At 41.1% G+C, this 23,600-nt stretch carries 23 protein-coding genes and 1 other RNA gene; 12 read left to right on the top strand and 12 right to left on the bottom strand.

All coding sequences use genetic code 11. From position 1 onward, the window contains the following. Position 1 precedes the first annotated feature (1 nt). The 3 genes from RJ01_RS06825 (at position 2) to RJ01_RS06815 (ending at position 2,352) form a co-directional block, all read left to right on the top strand. The gene (locus RJ01_RS06825) at positions 2-1,318 is read left to right on the top strand and encodes a membrane protein (RefSeq protein ID WP_034170491.1); all 1,317 of its coding nucleotides are present in this window, start codon (positions 2-4) and stop codon (positions 1,316-1,318) included. 82 nt (positions 1,319-1,400) lie between these two features. Beyond that, a complete protein-coding gene (adk, locus tag RJ01_RS06820) occupies positions 1,401-2,060 on the top strand; it encodes an adenylate kinase (protein ID WP_004782907.1) in 660 nt (219 codons plus the stop codon). Positions 2,061-2,142: 82 nt separating this feature from the next. Further along, the gene (locus RJ01_RS06815; RefSeq protein WP_034170490.1) at positions 2,143-2,352 is read left to right on the top strand and encodes a hypothetical protein; all 210 of its coding nucleotides are present in this window, start codon (positions 2,143-2,145) and stop codon (positions 2,350-2,352) included. A gap of 35 nt (positions 2,353-2,387) precedes the next feature. Here the strand turns inward: RJ01_RS06815 and nth are convergent, their stop codons facing one another. Both nth and RJ01_RS06805 read right to left on the bottom strand, forming a co-directional pair. Further along, the gene (gene nth / locus RJ01_RS06810; protein WP_034170489.1) at positions 2,388-3,101 is read right to left on the bottom strand and encodes an endonuclease III; all 714 of its coding nucleotides are present in this window, start codon (positions 3,099-3,101) and stop codon (positions 2,388-2,390) included. A gap of 3 nt (positions 3,102-3,104) precedes the next feature. Then, complete coding sequence (locus RJ01_RS06805; protein ID WP_034170488.1) at positions 3,105-3,896, bottom strand: RnfABCDGE type electron transport complex subunit B; 792 nt, start codon at positions 3,894-3,896, stop codon at positions 3,105-3,107. Between the two features lie 347 nt (positions 3,897-4,243). Here RJ01_RS06805 and gdhA point away from each other — a divergent pair, with 347 nt between their 5' ends. Beyond that, the gene (gene gdhA, locus RJ01_RS06800; protein WP_034170487.1) at positions 4,244-5,587 is read left to right on the top strand and encodes an NADP-specific glutamate dehydrogenase; all 1,344 of its coding nucleotides are present in this window, start codon (positions 4,244-4,246) and stop codon (positions 5,585-5,587) included. A 71-nt stretch (positions 5,588-5,658) separates the two neighbouring features. Here the strand turns inward: gdhA and RJ01_RS06795 are convergent, their stop codons facing one another. From RJ01_RS06795 to rlmH, 3 genes are all read right to left on the bottom strand, one after another. Then, positions 5,659-6,441, bottom strand: a complete 783-nt coding sequence (locus RJ01_RS06795; protein WP_034170486.1) for an META and DUF4377 domain-containing protein — start codon at positions 6,439-6,441, stop codon at positions 5,659-5,661. Positions 6,442-6,580: 139 nt separating this feature from the next. Further along, positions 6,581-7,357, bottom strand: a complete 777-nt coding sequence (locus RJ01_RS06790; RefSeq protein ID WP_034170485.1) for a dioxygenase — start codon at positions 7,355-7,357, stop codon at positions 6,581-6,583. Positions 7,358-7,463: 106 nt separating this feature from the next. Next, positions 7,464-7,946: a 23S rRNA (pseudouridine(1915)-N(3))-methyltransferase RlmH gene (gene rlmH, locus RJ01_RS06785; protein WP_004782895.1), complete on the bottom strand. Its 483-nt coding sequence runs from the start codon at positions 7,944-7,946 to the stop codon at positions 7,464-7,466. 155 nt (positions 7,947-8,101) lie between these two features. Between rlmH and RJ01_RS06780 the strand changes: the two genes are divergently transcribed. Further along, positions 8,102-9,061: a M28 family peptidase gene (locus RJ01_RS06780; RefSeq protein WP_034170484.1), complete on the top strand. Its 960-nt coding sequence runs from the start codon at positions 8,102-8,104 to the stop codon at positions 9,059-9,061. A 65-nt stretch (positions 9,062-9,126) separates the two neighbouring features. Here RJ01_RS06780 and lon read toward each other — a convergent pair whose 3' ends face one another. The 5 genes from lon to RJ01_RS06760 all read right to left on the bottom strand — a co-directional run bounded on the left by lon (position 9,127) and on the right by RJ01_RS06760 (position 13,694). Further along, positions 9,127-11,553 carry an endopeptidase La gene (gene lon / locus RJ01_RS06775; RefSeq protein ID WP_034170483.1) on the bottom strand — a complete coding sequence of 809 codons (2,427 nt, stop codon included), beginning with the start codon at positions 11,551-11,553 and terminating at the stop codon, positions 9,127-9,129. A 147-nt stretch (positions 11,554-11,700) separates the two neighbouring features. Beyond that, a complete protein-coding gene (locus RJ01_RS06770; protein ID WP_034170526.1) occupies positions 11,701-12,282 on the bottom strand; it encodes a 5-formyltetrahydrofolate cyclo-ligase in 582 nt (193 codons plus the stop codon). 288 nt (positions 12,283-12,570) lie between these two features. Beyond that, a non-coding RNA gene (gene ssrS / locus RJ01_RS15790) (6S RNA) lies at positions 12,571-12,755 on the bottom strand. A 97-nt stretch (positions 12,756-12,852) separates the two neighbouring features. After that, on the bottom strand, positions 12,853-13,140 hold the full coding sequence (locus RJ01_RS06765; RefSeq protein ID WP_005234746.1) for a cell division protein ZapA: 288 nt from the start codon (positions 13,138-13,140) through the stop codon (positions 12,853-12,855). Beyond that, entirely contained in the window at positions 13,137-13,694 is a 558-nt protein-coding gene (locus RJ01_RS06760; RefSeq protein ID WP_004782884.1) for a hypothetical protein, read from the bottom strand. The genes RJ01_RS06765 and RJ01_RS06760 overlap by 4 nt, the downstream gene beginning before the upstream one ends. A 65-nt stretch (positions 13,695-13,759) precedes the next feature. Between RJ01_RS06760 and RJ01_RS06755 the strand changes: the two genes are divergently transcribed. The 3 genes from RJ01_RS06755 to RJ01_RS06745 all read left to right on the top strand — a co-directional run bounded on the left by RJ01_RS06755 (position 13,760) and on the right by RJ01_RS06745 (position 16,512). Further along, positions 13,760-14,392 carry a UPF0149 family protein gene (locus RJ01_RS06755; protein WP_034170482.1) on the top strand — a complete coding sequence of 211 codons (633 nt, stop codon included), beginning with the start codon at positions 13,760-13,762 and terminating at the stop codon, positions 14,390-14,392. Between the two features lie 151 nt (positions 14,393-14,543). Beyond that, the gene (gene pepP / locus RJ01_RS06750) at positions 14,544-15,878 is read left to right on the top strand and encodes a Xaa-Pro aminopeptidase (RefSeq protein WP_034170481.1); all 1,335 of its coding nucleotides are present in this window, start codon (positions 14,544-14,546) and stop codon (positions 15,876-15,878) included. Positions 15,879-16,272: 394 nt separating this feature from the next. Beyond that, positions 16,273-16,512: a DUF378 domain-containing protein gene (locus RJ01_RS06745; RefSeq protein WP_034170480.1), complete on the top strand. Its 240-nt coding sequence runs from the start codon at positions 16,273-16,275 to the stop codon at positions 16,510-16,512. A gap of 190 nt (positions 16,513-16,702) precedes the next feature. Here RJ01_RS06745 and RJ01_RS06740 read toward each other — a convergent pair whose 3' ends face one another. Then, entirely contained in the window at positions 16,703-17,746 is a 1,044-nt protein-coding gene (locus RJ01_RS06740; protein WP_052209080.1) for an acyltransferase, read from the bottom strand. Between the two features lie 1,213 nt (positions 17,747-18,959). On the opposite strand from RJ01_RS06740, the gene RJ01_RS06735 reads away from it, so the two are divergent. The 4 genes from RJ01_RS06735 (at position 18,960) to RJ01_RS06720 (ending at position 22,689) form a co-directional block, all read left to right on the top strand. After that, the gene (locus tag RJ01_RS06735) at positions 18,960-19,400 is read left to right on the top strand and encodes a BLUF domain-containing protein (RefSeq protein WP_034170479.1); all 441 of its coding nucleotides are present in this window, start codon (positions 18,960-18,962) and stop codon (positions 19,398-19,400) included. Positions 19,401-19,810: 410 nt separating this feature from the next. Beyond that, positions 19,811-21,019, top strand: a complete 1,209-nt coding sequence (gene ubiH / locus RJ01_RS06730) for a 2-octaprenyl-6-methoxyphenyl hydroxylase (protein ID WP_034170478.1) — start codon at positions 19,811-19,813, stop codon at positions 21,017-21,019. Further along, on the top strand, positions 21,016-22,263 hold the full coding sequence (locus RJ01_RS06725; protein ID WP_005234756.1) for an FAD-dependent monooxygenase: 1,248 nt from the start codon (positions 21,016-21,018) through the stop codon (positions 22,261-22,263). The genes ubiH and RJ01_RS06725 overlap by 4 nt, the downstream gene beginning before the upstream one ends. A gap of 174 nt (positions 22,264-22,437) precedes the next feature. Next, positions 22,438-22,689: a hypothetical protein gene (locus RJ01_RS06720; protein WP_004782870.1), complete on the top strand. Its 252-nt coding sequence runs from the start codon at positions 22,438-22,440 to the stop codon at positions 22,687-22,689. Positions 22,690-22,757: 68 nt separating this feature from the next. Here RJ01_RS06720 and rsmI read toward each other — a convergent pair whose 3' ends face one another. Then, positions 22,758-23,600, bottom strand: coding sequence for a 16S rRNA (cytidine(1402)-2'-O)-methyltransferase (rsmI, locus tag RJ01_RS06715; RefSeq protein WP_034170477.1), 843 nt, complete (start codon positions 23,598-23,600; stop codon positions 22,758-22,760).

The following is a 23,600-nucleotide window of genomic DNA, read 5'->3' as shown; positions in this document are numbered from 1 at the left end:
CATGCTTGAGTACGTCAATGAATTGTGGCAAGCCTTCTTGAATCGCCCAGATTTTTGGGCAGTGCTCAGCATTATCCCGGTGACCGCATTCGTAACATGGGCTCACGTGTGGATGGCGCTAAAAATGGTGTTTTATCCAATTAATTTTTGGGGTTTTCATGTCGGGCCTGTTCCTGTTGGCTGGCAAGGTATTGTGCCGCGTAAAGCTGGAAGAATCTCAGGAATTATCACGGATAATACCTTATCTAAATTGGGCTCCATCCAGGAGTTCTTGCAGGCAATGGATCCAGATGATATGGCACGTATTATCGGGGAACAGGTCGGTTTTGAACTCGAACATCTGATTGATGAAGTCATGATGGACCGTAATGCGGTGCTATGGGAAAACTTGCCTTATTCAATCAAGCGCCGTATTTATGCCCAAGCCCATAAACAGCTGCCACAGGTATTAAAAGAATTAGTGACTGAACTGACCATGAACGTCGAGTCACTGGTCGATATGCGCGACATGGTGGTCAGTCAAATGGAAGGCGATCGCCGTTTAATGGTGCGCATGTTTCTGAAAGTCGGGCAGAAAGAAATCAACTTTATCTGGCATATCAGTGCCCTGATCGGGATGTTCTTTGGCCTGTTCCAGATGGTGGTCTGGTTTGTGGTGCCATGGCACTGGACCGTACCGTTCTGGGCGGCTATCTGGGGCTTCCTGACCAACTGGATTGCGATCTGGATGGTGTTTAATCCGGTAGAACCGCACTATATCAAATACCCGCAATTCTTTAAGCGTACGGCTGATCACAGATTCCCTTGGATCAAACCGGTGATTCCAAGAATTGGTACCTATAACATACAAGGCGCATTTATGAAACGTCAGGAGGAAGTCTCTGACGTATTTGCAAGTGTGGTCACAGAAGATCTGATTACGCTAAAATCGATCATGACAGAAATGATGTATGGTGGTAAAAAAGATAAAACCCGCCGTATTGTCAAACGTCATATTAACGAAATTATGGAAACACCGCTGGTTCGGACCTCTTTACAGTTGTCTTTAGGGCCAAAAGAGTATGCAAAACTCAAGACAGACTTGATCGATCGCTCGATTGAAATTACGATGGTGCCTGTAAGCGACCCTGCGTTTAATGCGAGCCGTGCACAGAAGATCTACCAAATGTTTAGAGACCGCATACGTGATTTGACGCCTAACGAGTTTCAGAATCTATTACGTCCTGCCTTTCAGGAAGATGAATGGATCTTGATTGTCCTGGGGGGAGTTACCGGTTTTGTTGCGGGTTTAATCCATTTGTTTGTGGCTTTCTTATAATTAGATGCCAAAGAGCAGCACACGTTTTGGTCGTGTGAAGCTGGGTATCTTATACATAGTTAAAAAATGAGGATGTTTATATATGCGCATTATCTTACTCGGACCACCTGGAGCAGGTAAAGGTACACAAGCTCAGTTGATCTGTAAGCGCTACAATATCCCACAAATTTCAACCGGTGATATGCTCCGTGCTGCAATTCGTGAAGGAACTGAATTAGGTCTACAAGCTAAAAGCGTCATGGACAATGGCGGTTTGGTTTCTGATGAATTGATCATTGGTCTGGTCAAAGAGCGTATTGCACAACCTGACTGTGCAAATGGCTGCATCTTTGATGGTTTCCCACGTACGATTCCTCAAGCTGAAGCGCTGGAAAAAGAAGGCATTGCAATTGATCATGTAATTGAAATTGATGTGCCGGACGAAGAAATCGTTCAACGTCTATCTGGTCGTCGTCAACACCCGGCGTCTGGTCGCGTTTATCACATCGTTTACAACCCGCCAAAAGTGGAAGGTAAAGATGATGAAACTGGTGAAGATCTGGTACAACGTCCAGATGACCAGGAAGAAACTATTCGTCGCCGTTTAGGTTCATACCACACTGAAACTGAACAGCTGGTTGGCTTCTATCAAGGCCGTGCAGCTTCAGGCGAAAATGCACCGACTTATGACAAGTTAAATGGTCTACGTCCAATCGAAGAAGTTCAAAAAGATCTTTTCGCGATTCTGGATCAAGCAAAATAATCAGTTTCCGATCATTTTGACTTTCAAAGAGCCCTAAGTCATATTAGGGCTCTTTTTATTGCGTTGTTCAAAAGGATCTGCTGTGAAATTTGCTGTATTGGGATTGATGATTGTATTTCTGGCAGTACTGTTTGCGCTGTTCTATGTCAGCTTCAAGATGCTGAAAAAAGTACGTCAGGAAGAACGTGCTGAAAATGCGGGTAAGGTACCTGAGCGTCAGCTGCATCCTAAATTACAGGCCGAGCTTGAGCAAAAGCGCAAGCAAGAACAGGCTGAGCAAAATAAAAAATAAAAAAATTTCGAGTACTTAAATTAAAAAAGCTGAACCTAAAGTTCAGCTTCAATATTTTTCACCGGAATTGCGTGACCTGCACCAAATTCAAAACGGTCGGGCCAGTTACAGACATCAGCGACCACACACTCGTGACACTTCGGTTTACGTGCGATGCAGCAATAGCGACCATGTAAAATCAACCAGTGATGTGAATCAATAATAAATTCTTTTGGAATCACTTTGATCAGACGATGCTCGACCTCAAGCACGTTTTTACCCACTGCCAAACCGGTACGGTTACCAACACGAAAGATATGCGTATCTACAGCCATGGTTGGCTGGCCAAAGGCAGTATTCAGCACAACATTCGCTGTTTTGCGCCCTACACCCGGTAAAGCTTCTAGATCTGCACGATTGTCCGGTACCACGCTGTTATGCTTCTTGATTAACATTTCACAGGCTTTAATGACGTTCACAGCTTTGGAGTTATACAGGCCAATCGTTTTAATATATTCCTTGAGGCCATCTACACCAAGTGCATAAATTGCTTCCGGTGTATTGGCGACCGGAAACAGTTTATCGGTGGCTTTATTCACGCTCACATCCGTAGCCTGGGCAGACAGGGTCACTGCAACCAGTAATTCAAATGGACTTGAATAATTCAATTCAGTTTTTGGATTCGGACGCTGCTCACGCAGGCGCTCAAAGAAAGTCTGAATCTGTTTTTTAGTCATGTTTTTTACAGGCTTAGCTGTTACTGTTATCATGTCTTATCCCTGTAAAGCCTGTAATTGCTGCGTCAGTTCTTCAAGTTGCAGGCGTTTGCGTGCATCCTCACGAACAGAAAGCTGTTTTTCTAACTTTTTGATTTGTGTGCGTAATTTAGCAAGCTCAATCGTGGTTTTGGCATCAAGTGTAACCACTTCATCTGCTGGTTTTTTCACGATTTCAATGACAGGAACCTGATCGACCTGAGCAGAGAACTGGGCAAATAGGGCTGTATTAATTTCTGCACGAACCACTGGACCTTTACGGTCAATTCGGCGTTTTTCTTCACGTTGAATATGCGCATAGTAACGTTTACGCAAATCATCTTGTTCAGCAATACGCTGAGCTTCAGTTGGCAAAGGCTGAAGATCTTCGACCAGATCAATACAGTCTACCGGGCAGGGCGGAATGCAGAGTTCACAGCCGGTACACAAGTCAGTAAGCACAGTATGCATCAATTTGCCTGAGCCAATGATCGCATCGACCGGGCAAGCACTGATGCATTTGGTACAGCCAATGCATTCATCTTCACGGATGATGGCTTTCATGCGCTGAGGACGACCATCCGCCTGAATTGGCCAGACGCTTTCTTCAGCGGGCAGTTTAGAACGATTTAACAATGCTGCCAGAGCATCAGCGACGGGCTGTCCACCCGGTACACATTTATTGGCATCTTCGCCCTTAACAATGGACTGAGCATAGGGCAAGCAGCCATCACGATGACCACATAAACCGCACTGGGTTTGAGGCAATAAAGCATCAATAGACTGGACTAGAGAGATCTGCGAATTCATGAATAACCTAGGCTGCTCGGGCTGAGCCTTAGAGTGAATGAAACAAAATATATCAATTTAATGATTTTAACATGTTTTTAAGGAACTAAGTTATGCACGATTAAGGGTCACTTTGTGCATTATTATCAGGCATAAATTAACAATTAAGCATTGATTCAGTTGGTATTTAAGCACACAGAAAAAATATTCATAATCAATATAAATAATTGTTATCAAATTAAATTTAAACTATTTTTCAAAAAAGTATTGTAGATTAGTTACAAAAGATATTTAATATTTTGCGCCAAAATTTAACATTGATTGTAAATTTGACCAATTTTGATCCATTTTCTGCTGAGGATTAAGCGTTGAAATACAACACACTTAATGAGTTCCTAGATTACGTAAAATCACGTGATGCACATCAACCCGAATTTCTTCAAGCTGTAGAAGAAGTGATGACCAGTTTGTGGCCATTCATTGAAAAGAATCCACAATACGCAGCACATGGTTTACTAGAACGTCTAGTTGAACCTGAGCGTGCGATCCAGTTCCGTGTTGCTTGGGTAGATGACCAAGGTCAAACACAGGTTAACCGTGCGTTCCGCGTACAGTACAACTCAGCGATTGGTCCATTCAAAGGTGGTATGCGTTTCCACCCGTCAGTGAACCTTTCTATTTTGAAATTCCTCGGTTTCGAGCAAACTTTCAAAAATGCCCTGACTACATTGCCTATGGGCGGTGGTAAAGGCGGTTCTGATTTTGACCCTAAAGGCAAATCAGAAGGCGAAATCATGCGTTTCTGCCAAGCGTTAATCATCGAGCTTTATCGTCATCTTGGTTCTAATACAGATATCCCAGCGGGTGATATCGGTGTGGGTGGCCGTGAAGTTGGCTACATGGCTGGTATGATGAAAAAACTCAGCAATGACACTTCATGTGTATTCACTGGTAAAGGCCTGACTTTCGGTGGTTCTCTAGCTCGTCCAGAAGCAACTGGTTATGGTACAGTGTATTTCGCTGAAGAGATGCTGAAAACTCGTGGCGAAAGCTTCAAAGATAAAGTGGTAACAATCTCTGGTTCTGGTAACGTTGCGCAGTACGCTGCTGAAAAAGCAATGTTCCTGGGTGCTAAAGTTGTTTCTCTATCTGACTCTGCGGGTACTGTTCACGTTAAAGACGGTTTCACTGAAGAGCTTCTTGCTGAAGTGATGGAACTGAAAAATATTAAACGTGGCCGTATCTCTGAATTTGCATCTAAACACGGTTTTGAATACCTTGAAGGTCAACGTCCTTGGGGTATCAAATGTGATATCGCACTTCCATGTGCGACTCAAAACGAACTTGATGCGAATGATGCAGCAGCTCTTCTTGCAAACGGCGTAATCTGTGTTGCTGAAGGCGCGAATATGCCTTCTACACTTGAAGCAGTTGAGAAATTCGTTGAAGCGAAAATCCTTTATGCTCCAGGTAAAGCATCTAACGCCGGTGGTGTAGCAACTTCTGGTCTGGAAATGTCTCAAAACGCATTGCGTTTAGGCTGGACTTTCGAAGAAGTTGACGAGCGCTTACACGCAATCATGAAAGAAATTCACCGCAACTGCGTAAAATTCGGTACGAAAGAAGACGGTACCGTGAACTATGTAGACGGCGCAAACATCGCTGGCTTCGTAAAAGTTGCTGATGCAATGCTTTCTCAAGGCGTATTCTAAGTCTGACTGAGTTTAAGCTTGAAAAAAAACCGAGGTGAATGCCTCGGTTTTTTTATATTGCGATTTTATCGTTATAGAGTGCCTTTGACTGCTTCACGCTGTACGGTCATGTCGAATACATAGGCATATTTAGACTGGTCAGCTGCCGGATTTTTAATTTCATAACGTTTGACCCGAATAATCTGAAGCTCATTCGGTGTATGCTGAAAACCTTCAATTTGATCATAGAATAAAGCCCAGTCTTTATCGACCTGAGTCTTTAAGCCTTTTTCATCATATTTGATTTCTTTTACTTGCAAGCAGGTTTGTTGAGCTACACCCGTACAGGCTTTAGTCTGCGGTGAAACTTCTAGGAAAATGGTTTCTGCCTGACCTTGGTATTTGGTTTCCGGTGTCATTTTTCCGGTAAAGACATATTTTTGACTATCAGCTGCAGTAATACTCAGTTTCGGCTGATTGGCATCACTTAGATCCAGACTAAACGGAATATCACGCTTTTGCAGAAGCTGGCTGATAAAACGTTCCTGTTCCATTAATGGTGCATCACATGCCATCATGGTGCCCATCATGTCACCCGTACTCAGGGTATTATCTTTAACAGTCCAGCTCGTGCCAAGGCCATTACAGCCAGAAGCGACACTCAGTCTGCCTTGCTGATCAAAGCTCAGAACAATCGGGCGTTGCAGCCCACGATCAAGTTCCCAAGTATAAGCAGGCAAAATTTGTGTAGGCGTTTTTAATGTAGTAGATAGAGTAGAAATAGCCGGATCTCCTGAAGTGACAGGAAGATGAGAAGATTGACATGCAGTTAAAGCCAAAGGGAGTAGGGCAAGCGCAAAAATACTGAATTTCATTTGTTTATATTCTATGTGCTAAAGTTTCAACGTGATTATAATCAAGAGATTAGCAAAAAATATGGATACAAATCGTAGCTTTTGCTAACAAAATGTATCCAAATTAAAAAGTCAGATTTTAAATAAGCGGAGCTATCGGTTAGTCAAAACGGTAGATATCCATCCCCAAAGCGCCCATCGTAAAACTGCTGTGTACGATGCTGAAACGGTTGCCGGTACCCATAGCAAAGAACAGTGGAGCAAAGTGTTCCAGTGTTGGGTGATTACGTTTTAGCTGAGGAATAGACTGCCAGTCCAGAACGGCATCAAAATCACTATGGGTTAATTTATTGGCCACATAGTTTCGGAAGGTAGATGCCCATTCCGGAACTTCATCGCTATTTCCCTGCCAGGACAATTCACGCAAATTATGGGTAATGCTCCCTGACCCGATCAGGAAAACCTGCTGCTCACGAAGTGGCGACAAAGTCTGGCCAATCTTATAAATCTCTTCTGCACTCATCGACATCGGCAAAGAAATTTCAACTACTGGGATATCTGCTTCTGGATACATATGTAAGAGCGGCATCCAGACGCCATGATCACGCGGACGGGTGCTGTTGGCATGTGCAGAGAGACCGGCATTGGCCAATAAGCCCAAGACTTGCTCAGCCAGCTCTGGATTGCCGGGAGCTGGGTAGCGTAACTCATACAATTCATGTGGAAAGCCACGGAAGTCATGCCAAGTTTCAGGACGAATACCTGTATTGACTTCCAGAGCTTCACTTTCCCAATGTGCCGACATAACAATAATGGCAGTTGGACGTGGCAGATTCAGGCTTAAACGGTGCAATGCCGGGCCAACCTGCTCAGGATTGAGCGCGAGCATGGGAGAACCATGAGAAATAAATAAGCCGGGCAAAGTCTGTAAGTTCATAAGTCAAACCACATTAATTCAATGTTTTAATCATGCAATAAAAAGGAAAGCAAAGGCAGGGGTGATTGTTCAACAAAACGTTGCATAATCAGAACGCATCAACAGATCAGCCTGCACGGTGATAAGGATGATTATGGTTAATGCTCATGGCACGATACAGTTGTTCAATCAGCATTACACGGACTAGCGGATGTGGCAAGGTAAGTTTAGACAGAGACCAATGCCAGGCTGCTGCTTTTCGAACTGCTTCAGAATGGCCATCTGGCCCGCCAATCGCCAAGGCAATATCATGACCTTCCAGCATCCAGCCTTTCATAGTTTCAGCCAGTTTTTCCGTACTAAACTCACGTCCACCGACTTCTAGTGCAATCAGGACTTCATTCTGTTTTAAGGCATTTAAAATACTGTCACCTTCAATATTCCGGTATTTCAGAATATCGGCTTCAGAATCGTTTTTGCCCCGTTTCGCCATGGGCAATTCAACCACCTGAGTCTGTACAAAAGGCTGGATACGTTTGAAATAGTCTTCAAAGCCTGTCAACACCCAAGCCGGCATTTTCTGGCCGATGGTTAAGATACGGATTTTCATAGAACTGGATCAATAATTAGATACTTCATTATAACGATCAAACAACACGAAGTTGAGCTAGGGAAACAAATTGAAATTGAAATCATGAATTTAATGTTGCTTTAATATCCATGATTCAAGTATCCGCTTGATAATAAAGGAATGGATAATAAGAAATGCGGACCAGTTTCATTATTAAAAGATCTTGTACTTTTCTACTAATTATTCTTGGTTTAACCAGTTCAGGCATGAGCTTTGCTGCGCCTGCAAATTTTTCCTCCAAACAGGCTCAGCCAGAACATCTGGAACTGTTTATCAAACAGATTATCAGTGTGGACGAATACCGGAATTTTAAAAATACAAGTGAATTGAATCGAGTATCCGCATGGCTCAAAGAACAAATGCGTCTGCTTGGCATTCCATGTCAGTTCCAAAACTATATTGTAAATAACCTAAGCTATAGAAATGTGGTATGTCAGCTGAATTCCAAAGCCAAAACCAAACTGGTTATTGGCGCCCATTATGATGTCTTTAGTGACTTGTATGGAGCTGATAACAATGCTTCTGGTGTAGCAGGGGTACTGGAAACAGCTCGATTACTGGCCTTACAAAAGTCAAAACTCAAACATAATATCGAGTTTGCTTTCTATACACTGGAGGAGCCACCATATTTCAAGACTGAACATATGGGAAGTTATTTACATGCCAAAGTACTAAAGATCCAGAAGCAAAAAGTGAAAGGTGTCATTATTCTGGATTCTATTGGCTATTATGATGAAAATCTAGTGCAGACCTATCCGACAGGTTTGAAATGGATCTATCCACGGCATGGGAACTTCATTGCTGCGATTGGACATTTGGCATCAGCCAGTTTGACAGGAGATTACTGCACGTCCATGCAACGTTTCAAGCGGCTAGACTGTCAGCGTTTTATTAGTCCGGCATTTGCTCAGGACATGAATTTTTCTGGCTATTTGAATTATGCCAAGTTTAACTATTCAACTATGCTGATTACAGATACAGCGTATTATCGTAATCCTTACTACAATACCGAGCAGGATACCTTAGATAAACTGGATCTGACCAAGATGGCTCAGGTCGTGAATGGTTTGGTCGATATGGTGATTCGTCTTTAAAATTATCTTCGTTTGGATACAAAAACACCCTGCCAGAGCAGGGTGTTTTTCAAAGCCTTTAGGTCTTAATGACGTGCAGCTTTAGCTTCTTCGCTCGCTTTCACAATTGGTGGTTTGACCAGTGATTTCGGCATATCGATCAAAGCCAAAGGTAAAATCTCATCAATCGATTTAACAGCTTTGATTTCTAAGCCTTCTTTTACATTCTCAGGAATTTCCGCAAGGTCGCGAACGTTTTCCTGTGGAATGAACACCAGTTTAATGCCACCACGGTGCGCAGCAAGCAGCTTCTCTTTCAAACCACCGATACGCATTGCACGGCCACTCAAGCTGGTTTCACCTGTCATCGCAATATCTGGGCGAATCGCAATACCGGTGAATGCAGACACTAGAGCAGTCGTCAGTGCCAAACCTGCAGATGGGCCATCTTTCGGAGTCGCACCTTCTGGTAAATGCACGTGCACATCAGTTTCTTCAAAGCGGGAAGCTTCGATACCTAATTCAGCCGCACGGGTACGAACGACAGTCATGGCAGCGGTAATTGATTCTTTCATTACATCACCAAGTGAACCGGTGGTAATGAATTTACCTTTACCGGGTACTGCTGCAACTTCAATAGTCAGTAACTCGCCACCCACTGAAGTCCAAGCCAAGCCGTTTACGCGGCCGATTTGAGCTTCTTCTTCCGCCATACCGTAGTCAAATTTATGTGGACCCAAGTAATCTGGAAGATTACCTGCATTCACTTCAACCTGAAGATTTTTAGCTTTCTTGCTAACCGCTTCTTTCACTACCTTACGTGCAATTTTAGACACTTCACGTTCAAGGTTACGAACACCAGCTTCACGCGTATAACGACGCACGATGTCACGAATCGCTTCTTCATGCACAGTCAACTCTTTAGCACGTAAACCATTGTTCTTAATTGCTTTAGGAACAAGGTAACGGTCAGCAATGTTAACTTTCTCTTCTTCGGTATAACCAGGCAGACGGATCACTTCCATACGGTCCAGCAGGGCCTCTGGAATATTCATGCTATTGGCAGTACAGATGAACATCACTTCTGACAGGTCAAGGTCAAGATCAAGATAGTGATCGTTGAACTTGTTGTTCTGTGATGGATCAAGTACTTCAAGCATCGCAGAAGCTGGATCACCACGGTAGTCTTGAGCCATCTTGTCGATCTCATCGAGCAGGAACAGCGGGTTTTTCACGCCAACTTTGGTCAATGACTGCACGATCTTACCTGGCATCGCACCAATGTAGGTACGACGGTGACCACGAATTTCTGCTTCGTCACGTACACCACCGAGGGCCATACGGACAAACTCACGGCCAGTCGCTTTGGCAATCGATTCACCCAAGGAAGTTTTACCTACACCTGGAGGACCGACTAGACACAGGATTGGACCGCGTAATTTTTTCACGCGAGACTGAACCGCCAGATATTCCACAATACGGTCTTTGACATCGTCCAGACCATAGTGATCGGCATCCAGGATTTCCTGAGCTTTGTTCAGGTTAATGCTAACTTTGCTGGCTTTGTTCCATGGCGTATCTAGAATCACTTCCAGATAGTTACGAACTACCGCAGCTTCGCTAGAGGCTGGTTGCATTGCTTTGAGTTTACGGAACTCAGATTCCGCTTTCTTACGCACATGCTCAGGCAGATCAGCTTCAGCCAGACGTTTTTCGATTTCCGCAACGTCATCTTCTGCACCGCCATTCATATCGGAAAGCTCGCGCTGAATGACTTTCATTTTTTCATTCAGGAAGTATTCGCGCTGGTTTTTTTCCATTTGACGTTTAACCGAGTCATGCAAAGTCTGTTCAATCTGCTGTTCTTCAGACTGTTGCAATAAATATGTCATCAACTCAGTTAAATGTGCATCGAACTCGTCGTATTCGAGGAATTTCTGTTTCACTTCGATATTCAGAGGAACACGGGTCGCTACGAAGAATAACAGCTGCAGTAAGTCTTCGATTTTATTCGCCGCTGCAATCAGCTCACGAGCATTACGAAGTTTTGCTTCAGCATACTGAGCGAACAGGGCACGCAGCTCCTGTAAGCGCGTAGCTTGAGTGGTTTCATCGACTGATACAGTCATTGGGCTAAGTTCATGCTCAGCAGTCAAATACTCATTTTCATCAATGATGGTTTTGAGCTTGGCACGATACAGTCCTTCAATCAGGACTTTAATACAGTTTTCATCATTTTCGTGATTCACAACTTGCACAATCTTCGCGACAGTACCGTATTGATAGAGGTTGTCGTGATCAATTTCTTCTGTAAGCGAATCTTTTTGCGCAACTACAAATACTAGATTGTCACTGTTACGAGCCACATCAACTGCATTGATCGATTTTTCACGACCGACAAATAGCGCAATTTGCATGTGTGGATACACCACCACATCACGTAGCGCCAAAAGTGGTAATACACTTGGAACCTGAGGCTCTAAGGTTTCTTGATTCATAATAATTTCAGACATGAGCACTCCTAATGAGTGACAACGGTGTTGCCATGTTTTTAATAGTGATGGGTAATTTAAAAATTACAAGGGCTATAGCGACTAAATTGTATAAAAAATTACTAATTATTTGATTTTAAAGTACTTGTGTATTTGGAAATACATCATTTAACGCTTAAAACGTTGTAAAAGTGTAGGCGTAAGCAGGGCATCTAGAGGCTGGTCCCAAACTTCTCGGACTAAAGGTTGTGACACACGCTGAAAGTCATGCGCCAGTCCAAGGCGAAAAGGACGGCGCGCTGCTGTTGCCAGCGTACGATCATAATAGCCACCTCCCATACCAATCCGGGTACCATATTGATCACAAGCTAATAGTGGCATAACCAAAAGATCCAGTTTTGAGACATGCAGCCCCCGTGTAGCCATGGGTTCACGCATTCCCAACCGATGATGAGCAAAACGCTGGGAATGATAATGATTTTGACTGATTTCTACCCACGTGAGCCGCTGGTTCATATTGCAAATATTTGGGAGATAAACCCGTTTATGATGCTTAAAGCAGTATTCAATTAGCGCCTGAGTGCGAACCTCACCGAAAGCATCCAGATAAACCCCCACAGACTTGCTTGCATGAAATTCTGGCAAAGTCCGAATCATATTCAGGATACGTTGTTGAGTCTGTTTTTGGGTAAATCGAGAGAGTTGACGGCGCTGTTTACGTAGCTGTTTGCGAAGTTCGGAAAGATTCATCGTCGTCATAAATATGGTCTTCAAGATTTTAGGGCATTAGATTAATAAAATGCCATAACTTAAATAGAGGGTAGCAACATAGCGAGTATTATAGGCATCTGTATGAATTTTTGATTGAATTTTAAAAATAATGAAACATTTATGATGAATTAATCGATCTGTACTTAGATCCAGGTAACTTTTTAAAAGACGAAAAAAGATACGGATACAGGACGCTAAACCAGGAAAATGTAATAAATTTGAGATTTATAAAACAAGATAAATAATGAAATATTTTTAGAAAAATAGAAGCACTCCGAAGATGCCGCTGCATGTCATTACCCTTGAACCCTAAAGTTCAAGGTGGACGAGACGCATACTTGCTGGGTTTCCCATACCGGATGGGCATACACTCTAAATATGCAGAACTCAATCCTAAGATTTAAATATCGGCTCAGGGGAATCTGACCCGCTGGCGAACATCTCAGAGTTAGACTAAGTATAAACGATAATGCCGATGTGGCAACTCTATGCTGTTCGTGAACTGTAAACAGTTTAGTCGAACGACCGAAGTTTAAACAAAAAACTCGATTATTCAGTTAGTTCTTCAACTTCTTCTAAAATAGTTTGTAACAAACGTTCGCAGTGCGCATATTGTTGCAGGGATTTATTCATCGTCAATACTTCCTGCATCAGTTCCAGTGCCACCATAATGATCAGTTTACTTGGTTCCATACGAGGGGCTTTACGGCGAAATTCATCGTATTTTTCATTGAGTAATTGCGCTGCACGTTGTAGTTCATCCTGCTGATCCGCAGTGGAGGCCAGACGGAAACTATGACCCAATACCTTTAAGTCGATTGCGATTTGTTCACTCATGATGAAGCTTCCTCAGTCACTTCAGTAGGATGGGCCAATTGCTGAATTTCCTGTGCATTTTGGTCTTGGGCTGTTCCCAAAATCGCCAGACGTTGAATAATGGCTTCAACTTTAGCTTTGGCATTTTCATTTTTTTGGGTAAGACGTTCAGATTCCTGATTCAGGCGCTGAATTTCTTGTTGAGCATGACGCTGTTCCAGCAATAACTTTTCTTTCAGCACACGCAATTCATTGCGTTCAGCCAGAATTTCCTGAAAACGGTTCTTTAGATCAGTGCAACTTTTTTCCAGACGGCTATAACGATCTGCCAGTGCTGTAGCATCTTGGTTTAAATGCTGAAACTGATTACGTGATTCTGTCAGTTGCTGATTGAGGTTCTGGATTTCTTGTTGTTTTTGCGCAATAAAGCTATTTTTTTGTTCAATTTGAGTTTCATGTTGCACGCTTGAAGCCTCTTGCTTCTCACGTAAACTGGTATTCTCACTTTCAAGTTGTGCAAGTCGCGTTTTTAAAACGCCAATATGCACTTGTAGACGCTGTAATTCTTCTAACATATCGAGGTCGCACAGTGTTGCAAACAAAGGTAATATATAAAGCAGTATAGAGATTGGATAAACGAATGCAAGACGATATTTCAGGTTGGTCAGAATGGTACCGCAATTTTTCTTCAATTGAAGAAATTTCTAGCCCAAGCGAACTGCATGGTTTGCTTACTGGAATTGTCTGTGTCACTCAGGCACCTTCAAGTGATGAATGGGTACAGATTTTAGAAACGCTAGATGTCCCTGAACTGAATCCTGAAGCATTAGAATTGTTAACAGGTGAGGCAGAAGACATCTTTCATGCGCTGTCTGAAGATGAGCTGGATTATCTGCCATTACTACCAGATGATGAGCATAGCTTGGCAGAACGCGTTCAGGCTCTGGCTGACTGGTGTGCAGGCGTAGTGCTTGGTTTTGGTCTGGCTTCAGGTCATATCCGCAATGATGAAATGGAACTGATTGAACATTTACAAGATGTTGCAGCAGTTGAATTTGAAGACTCTGATGACGATGCCGAGGGTGAAGAAAGTTATCAGGAGTTGTATGAGTTTGTTCGTCTGATTCCAGTAAGCCTGTCCGTCGGTCGTAAGAAAGTAGAGGTTGAGGAAACACCTTTATTGCAGAAATTCACGCAAAAAGCACCAGCTCCAGCTTCTGCAACTGAAGCGCAATCTGTAGTTGAAATTTTCTCGCCGAAACGTCCGAGTTAAGTTCAAGCGGTTTTAAACACAAATTAAAAACGGTTCTGAAACCGGCATATTTTTTGCTGAGTCTTCTCATGAAGATGATAGTAAATTGATCTGACCCGTTTTCAGAATCAAATTTTAAATAACAGTAGCAATTGATAAGAAGTAAGGTGTAATGAAGAAACTGACTCAAGCCGATTTTCAGGAACGTCGTGACATCCTCGCAGGGGAAATGGGATTACGTAGTATCGCGATTATTGCCACCAGCCCGGTTGCCCTGCGTAATCGTGATGCAGATTATAAATATCGTGCGGACAGCAGTTTCTTTTACCTGACCGGATTTGCTGAGCCTGAAGCAGTTGCAGTCATTGAAACTTTTGATACGGAAGAAGAAGGCTATACCTATAGTCTGTTCTGCCGCGAACGTGATCGTGAAATGGAAATCTGGAATGGCTACCGTGCCGGAGTGGATGGCGCCGTTGATGATTATGAAGCGGACGAAGCTTATGCGATTGATCTACTGGATGAGGAAATCCTCAACAAGCTTCAGAACAAAGACAAGCTTTTCTACCGGATTGGGCACAATGCCGAATTTGATGCACGTGTAGCTAAATGGATTGCAACAGCCAGTGGTGAAAGCCGCCGTGGTACTTCTGCACCGGCACAGATCATGCAGCTGGATCGTATCGTTGATGAAATGCGTCTGCATAAAGATGAAAATGAAATTGAACTGATGAAGCTTGCATCGGATATTTCTGTAGAAGCCCATACACTGGCTATGCAGAAAGTTCGTCCAGGCATGATGGAATATGCTTTAGAAGCTGAATTGAATTATATCTTTGGTAAAAATGGCTGTGTACCATCCTATAACAGTATTGTCGGTGGCGGTGAAAATGCCTGTATTCTGCATTATGTGGAAAATGATAAAGAGCTGAAGGATGGTGATCTGGTTCTGATTGATGCTGCCTGTGAATATCAGTTTTATGCATCAGACATTACCCGTACGTTCCCGGTAAATGGTAAATTCAGCCCGGAACAAAAAGCTTTATATAATGTCGTACTGGATGCACAGATTGCTGCGATCAATGCTGTTCAAATCGGGAATTCTTATAAAGAGCCGCATAATGTGGCGGTTCGCATTCTGGTTCAAGGTTTACTTGATCTGGGGATTATGCAGGGGGAACTTGAAGAAATTATCCAGACTGAAAGTTTCCGCCAGTTCTATATGCACGGTACTGGGCATTGGCTCGGTATGGATGTACATGATGTAGGTACATATAAAGCCAACGGTGAATGGCGTGCATATGAAGAAGGTATGGTCGTGACCGTTGAGCCAGGTCTTTACATTGCGCCAGATGATGAAACTGTGGATGCGAAATGGCGTGGCATCGGAATCCGGATTGAAGATGATGTGGTTGCTACCAAAAATGGCCCACTAGTGCTAACTGCAAAAGTGGTGAAAACTGTGGAAGATATTGAAGCCTTAATGGCCAAAGCTCATGCTGCTTAAATGAAAGATATAAAAAAGCCGGTGATCTCACCGGCTTTTTTATATAGTAGAAAGTTAAAAATGTATTCGTGAATGATAGTAATTTTTTAATTTATTGATATTAAAATGAATATTTATAAAATTTTAAGAAAAAAATGGATTAATTCCTTAGGCAATAAGTTATCCAATAGCTAGATAGAACAAAGATACTATCGAGAAACATGCAAGACTTTTACTTACGTTAATCGCGACTTATTCAAATAAAATTAACTTTGTTAAAATTGAGAATTATAAGATGACAGGAATTCAACACAGCCAATCAGTTTTTAGCATCAAAGCAACATATTAATCCCGATTTCGTTCTCATACTTGACCTGTTCCTTAAATAAACTCAAAGAAGAGCAGGAGAAAAATGATGAGACTAAATACGCTTGACTGGATTGCTTATGCTTTAGCGATTATTGGTGGCATCAACTGGGGTCTAGTTGGTGCGTTTAACTTTGATTTAGTCGCTGCCATCTTTGGTGAAATGAGTGCACTATCTCGAATTATATATGTATTGGTTGGTTTGTCTGCCTTGTATCTGCTTTATACGGGTACAAAATTGGGTCGACGTGATGTACATCATGAGTCTCAAGCTCGAGTAGTACGTTAACTGACTAAAAGTTAATTGAAGTCATTGATATTTTTTTTAATTAACTGATGCCTATAATAGATTAGTTAATTTAAAAGATATAAAGGCATTTAACAGAAACGGAGCTTAGGCTCCGTTTTTCGTCTTTAAATTGGTCAACCTAGATAAAATTTTAAATCAATAAAAACCGTATAAAGTGATCAAAAAATATCTATAAGTTTTTTCTATCTACCGGATAAAAATACCTAAAGAAATTAAATGGTTCTTTGCCTAATTTAATTAATCTTTTTTCTAAAACTAGATACGTAATAGAACCTGCCAAGATCGAAGAGGTAATAAGTATGGAACTAAATAGGTAAGGGTTTAATATATTGAGTTTGTTTAAAACCATAGCAACTGGGCTTAAAGTAAAAGGATGAATCAAATATAAAGAGTAAGATGAATCTCCAAGATGATTAAAGAATCTTAAAATTAGTGAGTTAGTTTCTGTGATTAAGTCTTCTAAAGCTACGCATCCAACAAAAATGAAAAACATCGGGATCCCAATTTTTAATGATCTTAAGGTGATGAAATCAGGCAATTTATAAAAGTTTTGATAGGCTAATAGGGAAGCACCGACAAGAATCATAAATATAGACATTAATCGTGAAAGCTTAGTATTTTTTATAATGATAAATGCCAGAACGCCTAGAGCGAATTCAAGCAGAAGGTTATGGGTTAAAAATATCAGAAATTCAGATTTTGGTTGGAGTATTAAACCTATAGCCACAACAACTGAAAAATATAGAATGATAGAAAGATATTTATATAAGTCTTTTAATAAAAAGATTAGGAAAAATGAAAATATAAAATAATAATAAAATTCATAGCTTAAGGTCCATCCATTATTAATTAAAAATTTACTGCCATTCGGAATTAAGAAGAAGGATTCGAAAATACCTGTTTCACCACCGGATGAATTTATAAGATTTGGAGAAATAACAAATACAATTAAAGCAAAAAAACTGAGAACCCAATAAAGAGGAATAATTCTGATGAATCGGTTTCTCATGAAATTTAGAAAATTAACTTTTTTATTATATGTTGTATAACACATAATAAAGCCAGAGATTATGAAAAATAAATCAACGCCAGAACCACCTATGTGATACCACTGGAGCGTATCAACATTATATTGTTGTCCTTTAAAGGAGGTATGGCTTATAACTACCATTAAGGCAGCAATCCCCCTAAGAAATTGCACTGAATAAAGCATAGTTATTATTTTATTAAAGTATTTAATTTAAACTACCATACTCAATGTTTGTCTAACAAATATACCTTATGAAAGACCGTGAATATTACTAATTATTTAATCAAAAAATATTACAGTTGGTTTTATATAAAAGTAGCCGTATTTTACGAGAATTCGATTGTTTGCTAGAGTATTTTAAATAAATGAAAATTGAATTTTTTATTAATTATTATTATTTATTAGCCCCTTTAAAATATGTTTCAAAATTTTAATAAAAAGTAAAAGTAATCAGCTTAATAAAAGAAATTTCAGAAACCATTTATGAATCAATTCAAAGACCACGTATACATTATCTTCTTCACACCAAAATTTGGGAATTTTCTATACATACATGAAAAATATATTTAGCAGTAATTGCTAAGATTTCTGTTTAGAAACCTTAGTATTATCTTCAAATTTTTAATCATTAGATAATAAAAAACCCCGGCATCCTGCCGGGGTTTTTCATATTGGTTAGCTTGGTATAACTCCTGTCGTACCTTACCGTCCTTGTGCTTATCTATTGTTATTCTTATGTGGGACTTCCTGTTCCTGATGAAATCATCATATGAAAATTCATTTAACTAAAATAGTAGTAAAGGACTTGAATGACTGTAAGTCAAAGAGTACAAGATTGATTATTAAATAGGCATGTTTTCTGTATTATTCAGAAATTAAAAATAATTACCCTTTAAAAATATTAGGACAAGAGAAGTAGGAGAATGTACATACTTAATAAGTTATAAGTTGTATGAGCTCGACTTAGACTGTCGTTTCTAAGTAGAGTAGCAAGACTCATATAATCCTTTCCTTCATCTTTGCTATTGTATTTGTAGCAGTTGCACTACTGATCGAGAACAAATCGCTGATTTACATTTTTGCTGGCTTGATGCTGTTCTGACAAAGATATGTGGTGCTCAAATTACATGAGCATTTAGAAAGTAAAAAAACCGATACTTGATGGCCGATTTCAAATAGCAATATTTTGAGGCTTTTTAATATAGAAATATTTTGGAAATGTGTGTTAAAAGTAAGTGGCTGAATTTATATAAAAATTCATTTTATTTTTCAAGTTATTTTACTATTCGATAAATTATATTGTATCTAATCATAGAAAATTTTTATAAAATCAGTTATATATATTAAACGGAAAAATATTGAGTAATGTACATAATCTAAAATATTGAGGTAGACAATGAGCGACGCAAGACTTTTATATGTTAGTAAGTTGTATGATTGCGAAGATCCAATGAATGATCTATTCAATATTCTTACAGAAGCGTTGAATTTCAATTCACGTAATGCGATTTTTGGGGCTCTATATTATGGGAATGGTTACTTTGTTCAATGTCTGGAAGGAGATAGGAACAAGATTGAAGATCTGTTCTATAAAAAAATCTTGAAAGATCCTCGACATAAAAATTGTGAAGTTCTGTATTTTGAAGATGTAAATGATCGACTCTTCTCAGACTGGCATATGAAATATGCCAATATCCATCAGGATATTCTTGGATTCTTTGCCGAGCATAATCTAGATGAATTCAATCCTTATACCTTGAATGCCGAGACCATTCCTCAATTTGTTCAGATATTGGCAAGTTTGAATGACCATGCCTATACATTGAAAGCGAGTTAAGCCTTACATCAACATGCGATATGAGCTAAAGCTATGTATCGCATGATTTTTTAGAATGGGATTTACTTTAAATAATTGAAATAAAAAATATTTTATAAATTTAAAAATATAAATATTGTTAATTCAAAAAATTATATCCAGATCCCATCCTTATCATTTCATACCAAGCCAAGCTTTTAAACCTAACAATCAGTGCAAAATTCTTCTGCTTTTCGTCAGGCAGACGACACTTCTGTATTTTGAAAAATTTAAGTAGGCCGTTGAGGTTAGCTATAAATTAACCACAAGCAGACTTCGCTTCGAAACCGCTGCCTAATTTATTATAAAAAAGAAATTTTTTGGGCTAATATAAAATTCATCATGATTATAAGTATCTATGTATATAGATACGATATTAAAAGGATTACAGTATGCAACAAGAAGTCATCATTGTCGGTGGTGGTATGGTCGGCCTGAGTCTCGCGCTGATGTTGGCCAAAACCAATATTGCAGTCAAACTTTTGGAAGCGATCAAATATCCAGATTATGATGATGTAAACCTTGCACCCTATCATTCCAGCTTTGATGCACGTAACAGTGCCTTGTCACGTCGTAGTGTACAGATTTATCAGGAACTTGGGCTTTGGGATGCCTTGCAGGAACATGCAACGCCGATTCTTGAAGTGAATATCACTGAGCAGGGCAGTTTTGGTAAGGCGCGCTTAATTGCAGAACAGGAAAAAGTCGAAAGCTTTGGCCAAGTGATTGAAAATGCCTGGCTAGGTCGTGTGCTATTAACTCAAGTCAAAAAAGAACCACTCATTGAACTGATTGATGGGGTTCAGGTCAGCTCTCTGACTCAAGATGCTGAGTTTGCTTATCTTGAAGCACAACGTGGTGATGCTTTATTGAGACTTCAATCCAAAGTGGTGATTGCTGCTGATGGGCGTGATTCTTTCTGTCGTAAAGCGCTTGGCATTGGGGCTTCAGAGCATGACTATGATCAGGTCGCCATTGTCACTACCGTTCAAACTTCTAAACCGCATAATCATGTTGGCTTTGAACGCTTTAGCCACCTAGGACCATTAGCCTTATTACCACTTCCAGGTGAATATCGTCGTTCTGTCGTCTGGCCTGTGAAGAAAGGAACGGAAGGAGAATGGCTGGGTGAGGAAAATGACCAGCATTTCCTGAACGCCTTACAAGAAACCTATGGCGATCGTGCCGGTAAATTCCAGAAAACAGGCAAGCGCTTCAGTTTTCCATTGTCCCAAGTATTAGCAGAAAAACAGGCTGTGGGCCGCGTGGTCTTGATGGGTAATGCTGCACATACGATTCATCCAGTAGCGGGTCAGGGTTTTAACCTGTGTATGCGAGATGCGCATGTATTGGTGCGCTACCTGAAAGAGCAGCAGTCACAAGGCGCAGACTTAGGTGATGCAGCGGTATTACAGGACTATGAGAAATCCCGCTTGAATGATCAGCAAAGAGTGATCAAGTTCTGTGATTCAGTCGTACGTGGTTTTAGTAATCAGAATACATTCTTGAAACTGATCCGTAATACCGGACTGATTGCTTTTGATACTATTCCTGGCATCAAGCCACTGGTCGCTAACTATGCCATGGGGTTAAAAGCATGAGTCTGAATCCGAGTTCTGATGTATTAGATGTTGTCATTGTTGGTGGTGGGCTAGTAGGTGGCCTGACCGCTTTATTACTTGCTCAAGGTGGTGTGCAAGCTACTGTGCTGGATGCTGCGCCTATTCTGGATGCAGACAAAACTTTAAGCGTAGCCAATCCGCGGGTTTTGGCTTTAAGTCAGGCGACCATTCATTTATTAAAAACCGTGGGTGTGTGGGACAAACTTGCACGCCAGCAGCCATATACTGGAATGCAGGTCTGGAATAAAAATGGCTACGGTGAAATTAACTTTGGTCATTCTTCAGAAAGGACACCTTCTGTAGAGCAGGCGCTAGGCTCGATGGTAGAACCGAGTATCCTGAATCTGGCCATACAGCAAAAGATGCTTGAAGAGGTGCAAGATTACCGCACACAGGTCAAAGTTAGCCGGGTGGAACGTGGTGTAAATGTCTGGATCATTCATCTGGCAGACGGCACCCAGCTCAAAACCAAGTTGGTCATTGGCGCAGATGGCGCGAACTCCTTTGTACGTGAACAAGCCTTTATCGATATCGATGTACTGGACTATAAACAGGCTGGAATCAGCTGTGCAATTAGAACAGCCCAGCCGCATCAGCATGTGGCTCGTCAGATTTTTCTGGAAACCGGTCCTTTGGCTTATCTGCCAATGGCAGGTCTTAAAGAAGAAGAGCAAGGCCACTGGCAATCCATAGTCTGGACATTACCTGATGATTATGCCGATGAATATGCAGCATTATCAGATGCTGACTTCACTCAACTATTGACCCGTGAAAGCTATCATATGCTGGGCGAAGTGCTGGAAGCGACACCGCGAGCTAAATTCCCACTCAAAGCTCGTGCTGCACAGCAGTATGTACAAGATGGCTTAGCATTAATTGGTGACGCTGCGCATGTGATTCATCCGCTTGCTGGACAAGGGGTTAATATCGGCTGTCTGGATGCTGCTGTACTTTGTGAGGTGTTGCTACATGACAAAGCGCGTGGAGTGTGGGCCCATGTGCAGACCTTAAAACGTTATGAGCATCGTCGTAAAGGCCAGAATGATGCGATGATGCATAGCATGTCGGCGATTGGCTGGATGGAAACTACTGAGCTTTTCCCAGTGGTATGGGCACGTAATTTCGGGCTGAAACAGGTAGAGCAACAGGCAGTCCTGAAAGATGCATTTATGGCTCAGGCGAATGGTTTAAGTTTACTCAAAGATACACGTTATTCAACCTAGTGGCCGAATGTAAATTTTTTAAACAAACATCTATAAAGAGTAACTATTTTGTTTAAAAAAGATACGATTTTTTGAAAATTAGGGCTAGGCGAAGACCAAAGAGATTGCTAAATTTCAGTTAATTTAAAGCTTGGTTCAATAGATAAAAGCGAAGCCGTTTGTGGGGAGAGCAAAATGACAGACGTAAATGATTATGATGATGTAGAAGATCCTGTAATCGACGACGATGAAGCAAAAGCAGCAGAAAAAGGTGCTGCAAGTAGCGAAGAAGTTGTGAATGATACAGACGTATTAGAAGCTGAAACTTTGACTGTAACTGCTAAGCAGAAAAAACGCCAGGCACTTGAGGATGAAATTGCAGCTTTTCTGGCAAGTGGTGGCCGTATTACTGAAGTTCCAGCTGATGAATCCGTTGCAAGAGAATAATTGCACTTGATATTAGCGAATAAAAAAACACCACATTGATTGTGGTGTTTTTTATGGATAAAGAAAAGTTAATCGTTGGCTGAAGTCAGTTCCAGAGCACGTTGATAGGCAATTTTTTTCTTGATCCCGGTCAAATCTGCAGCCAGTTGTGAAGCTGCTTTGACAGACAGGTCCTGTAATAAACGCAGTAACAGCTTGTCCAGTTTTTCCTGATTCAGATCTTTCTCTTCGATAGAACCGCCAATCACCAGTACGATTTCACCTTTTTGCTGATTATGGTCATTGGCAACAAATTCGACCAGTTCACCCAGTGTCATTTTCTTGATGGTTTCAAAGGTCTTGGTAATTTCACGGGCAAAACCTACAGGACGTTCTGCACCGAATACCGCTGCCAGATCTTTAACACATTCCAGAATGCGGTGCGGTGCTTCATAGAAAATTAAGGTCTGGGTTTCATCTTTCAGTTTTTCCAGAGTCAAGAGCCGCTGGCTTTGTTTAGACGGCAAAAAACCTTCAAAGCTGAAACGGTCACTCGGTAAACCTACTGCGCTTAAAGCGGCAATTGCAGCACATGCACCCGGCACAGGAACCACTCGAATATTATGTTCTTGCGCAGCGCGTACAAACTTGAATCCTGGATCGCTAATCAGTGGTGTGCCTGCATCACTGATTAATGCTATATCTTCACCATTGAGCAGGCGTTGAATCAACTGATCAATCTTGTTGCTTTCATTATGTTCATGACAGGCTGTCAAAGGTGTTTGAATATTAAAGTGTTTAAGTAATTGTGCAGAAGTTCGTGTATCCTCAGCTGCAATAAGACTCACCGATTTCAATACATTAATTGCACGATAACTAATATCATCTAAGTGCCCGATTGGAGTCGCAACAACAAATAACTGAGCACTCAT

The sequence above is a fragment of the Acinetobacter sp. YZS-X1-1 genome, from assembly GCF_000804305.1.
GTDB lineage: Bacteria > Pseudomonadota > Gammaproteobacteria > Pseudomonadales > Moraxellaceae > Acinetobacter > Acinetobacter variabilis.
Note: the sequence above shows the minus strand (reverse complement) of the source record. Positions and strands in the feature narration are given on the sequence as shown.

Excerpts from the sequence above, each read along its gene's own strand:
- RJ01_RS06825 (WP_034170491.1), top strand. The coding sequence starts at position 2 with ATGCTTGAGTACGTCAATGAATTGTGGCAAGCCTTCTTGAATCGCCCA.
- adk (WP_004782907.1), top strand. The coding sequence starts at position 1,401 with ATGCGCATTATCTTACTCGGACCACCTGGAGCAGGTAAAGGTACACAA.
- nth (WP_034170489.1), bottom strand. The coding sequence starts at position 3,101 with ATGATAACAGTAACAGCTAAGCCTGTAAAAAACATGACTAAAAAACAG.
- RJ01_RS06805 (WP_034170488.1), bottom strand. The coding sequence starts at position 3,896 with ATGAATTCGCAGATCTCTCTAGTCCAGTCTATTGATGCTTTATTGCCT.
- RJ01_RS06795 (WP_034170486.1), bottom strand. The coding sequence starts at position 6,441 with ATGAAATTCAGTATTTTTGCGCTTGCCCTACTCCCTTTGGCTTTAACT.
- RJ01_RS06790 (WP_034170485.1), bottom strand. The coding sequence starts at position 7,357 with ATGAACTTACAGACTTTGCCCGGCTTATTTATTTCTCATGGTTCTCCC.
- rlmH (WP_004782895.1), bottom strand. The coding sequence starts at position 7,946 with ATGAAAATCCGTATCTTAACCATCGGCCAGAAAATGCCGGCTTGGGTG.
- RJ01_RS06780 (WP_034170484.1), top strand. The coding sequence starts at position 8,102 with ATGCGGACCAGTTTCATTATTAAAAGATCTTGTACTTTTCTACTAATT.
- lon (WP_034170483.1), bottom strand. The coding sequence starts at position 11,553 with ATGTCTGAAATTATTATGAATCAAGAAACCTTAGAGCCTCAGGTTCCA.
- RJ01_RS06770 (WP_034170526.1), bottom strand. The coding sequence starts at position 12,282 with ATGAATCTTTCCGAACTTCGCAAACAGCTACGTAAACAGCGCCGTCAA.
- RJ01_RS06765 (WP_005234746.1), bottom strand. The coding sequence starts at position 13,140 with ATGAGTGAACAAATCGCAATCGACTTAAAGGTATTGGGTCATAGTTTC.
- RJ01_RS06760 (WP_004782884.1), bottom strand. The coding sequence starts at position 13,694 with ATGTTAGAAGAATTACAGCGTCTACAAGTGCATATTGGCGTTTTAAAA.
- RJ01_RS06755 (WP_034170482.1), top strand. The coding sequence starts at position 13,760 with ATGCAAGACGATATTTCAGGTTGGTCAGAATGGTACCGCAATTTTTCT.
- pepP (WP_034170481.1), top strand. The coding sequence starts at position 14,544 with ATGAAGAAACTGACTCAAGCCGATTTTCAGGAACGTCGTGACATCCTC.
- RJ01_RS06745 (WP_034170480.1), top strand. The coding sequence starts at position 16,273 with ATGAGACTAAATACGCTTGACTGGATTGCTTATGCTTTAGCGATTATT.
- RJ01_RS06740 (WP_052209080.1), bottom strand. The coding sequence starts at position 17,746 with ATGCTTTATTCAGTGCAATTTCTTAGGGGGATTGCTGCCTTAATGGTA.
- RJ01_RS06735 (WP_034170479.1), top strand. The coding sequence starts at position 18,960 with ATGAGCGACGCAAGACTTTTATATGTTAGTAAGTTGTATGATTGCGAA.
- ubiH (WP_034170478.1), top strand. The coding sequence starts at position 19,811 with ATGCAACAAGAAGTCATCATTGTCGGTGGTGGTATGGTCGGCCTGAGT.
- RJ01_RS06725 (WP_005234756.1), top strand. The coding sequence starts at position 21,016 with ATGAGTCTGAATCCGAGTTCTGATGTATTAGATGTTGTCATTGTTGGT.
- RJ01_RS06720 (WP_004782870.1), top strand. The coding sequence starts at position 22,438 with ATGACAGACGTAAATGATTATGATGATGTAGAAGATCCTGTAATCGAC.
- rsmI (WP_034170477.1), bottom strand. The coding sequence starts at position 23,600 with ATGAGTGCTCAGTTATTTGTTGTTGCGACTCCAATCGGGCACTTAGAT.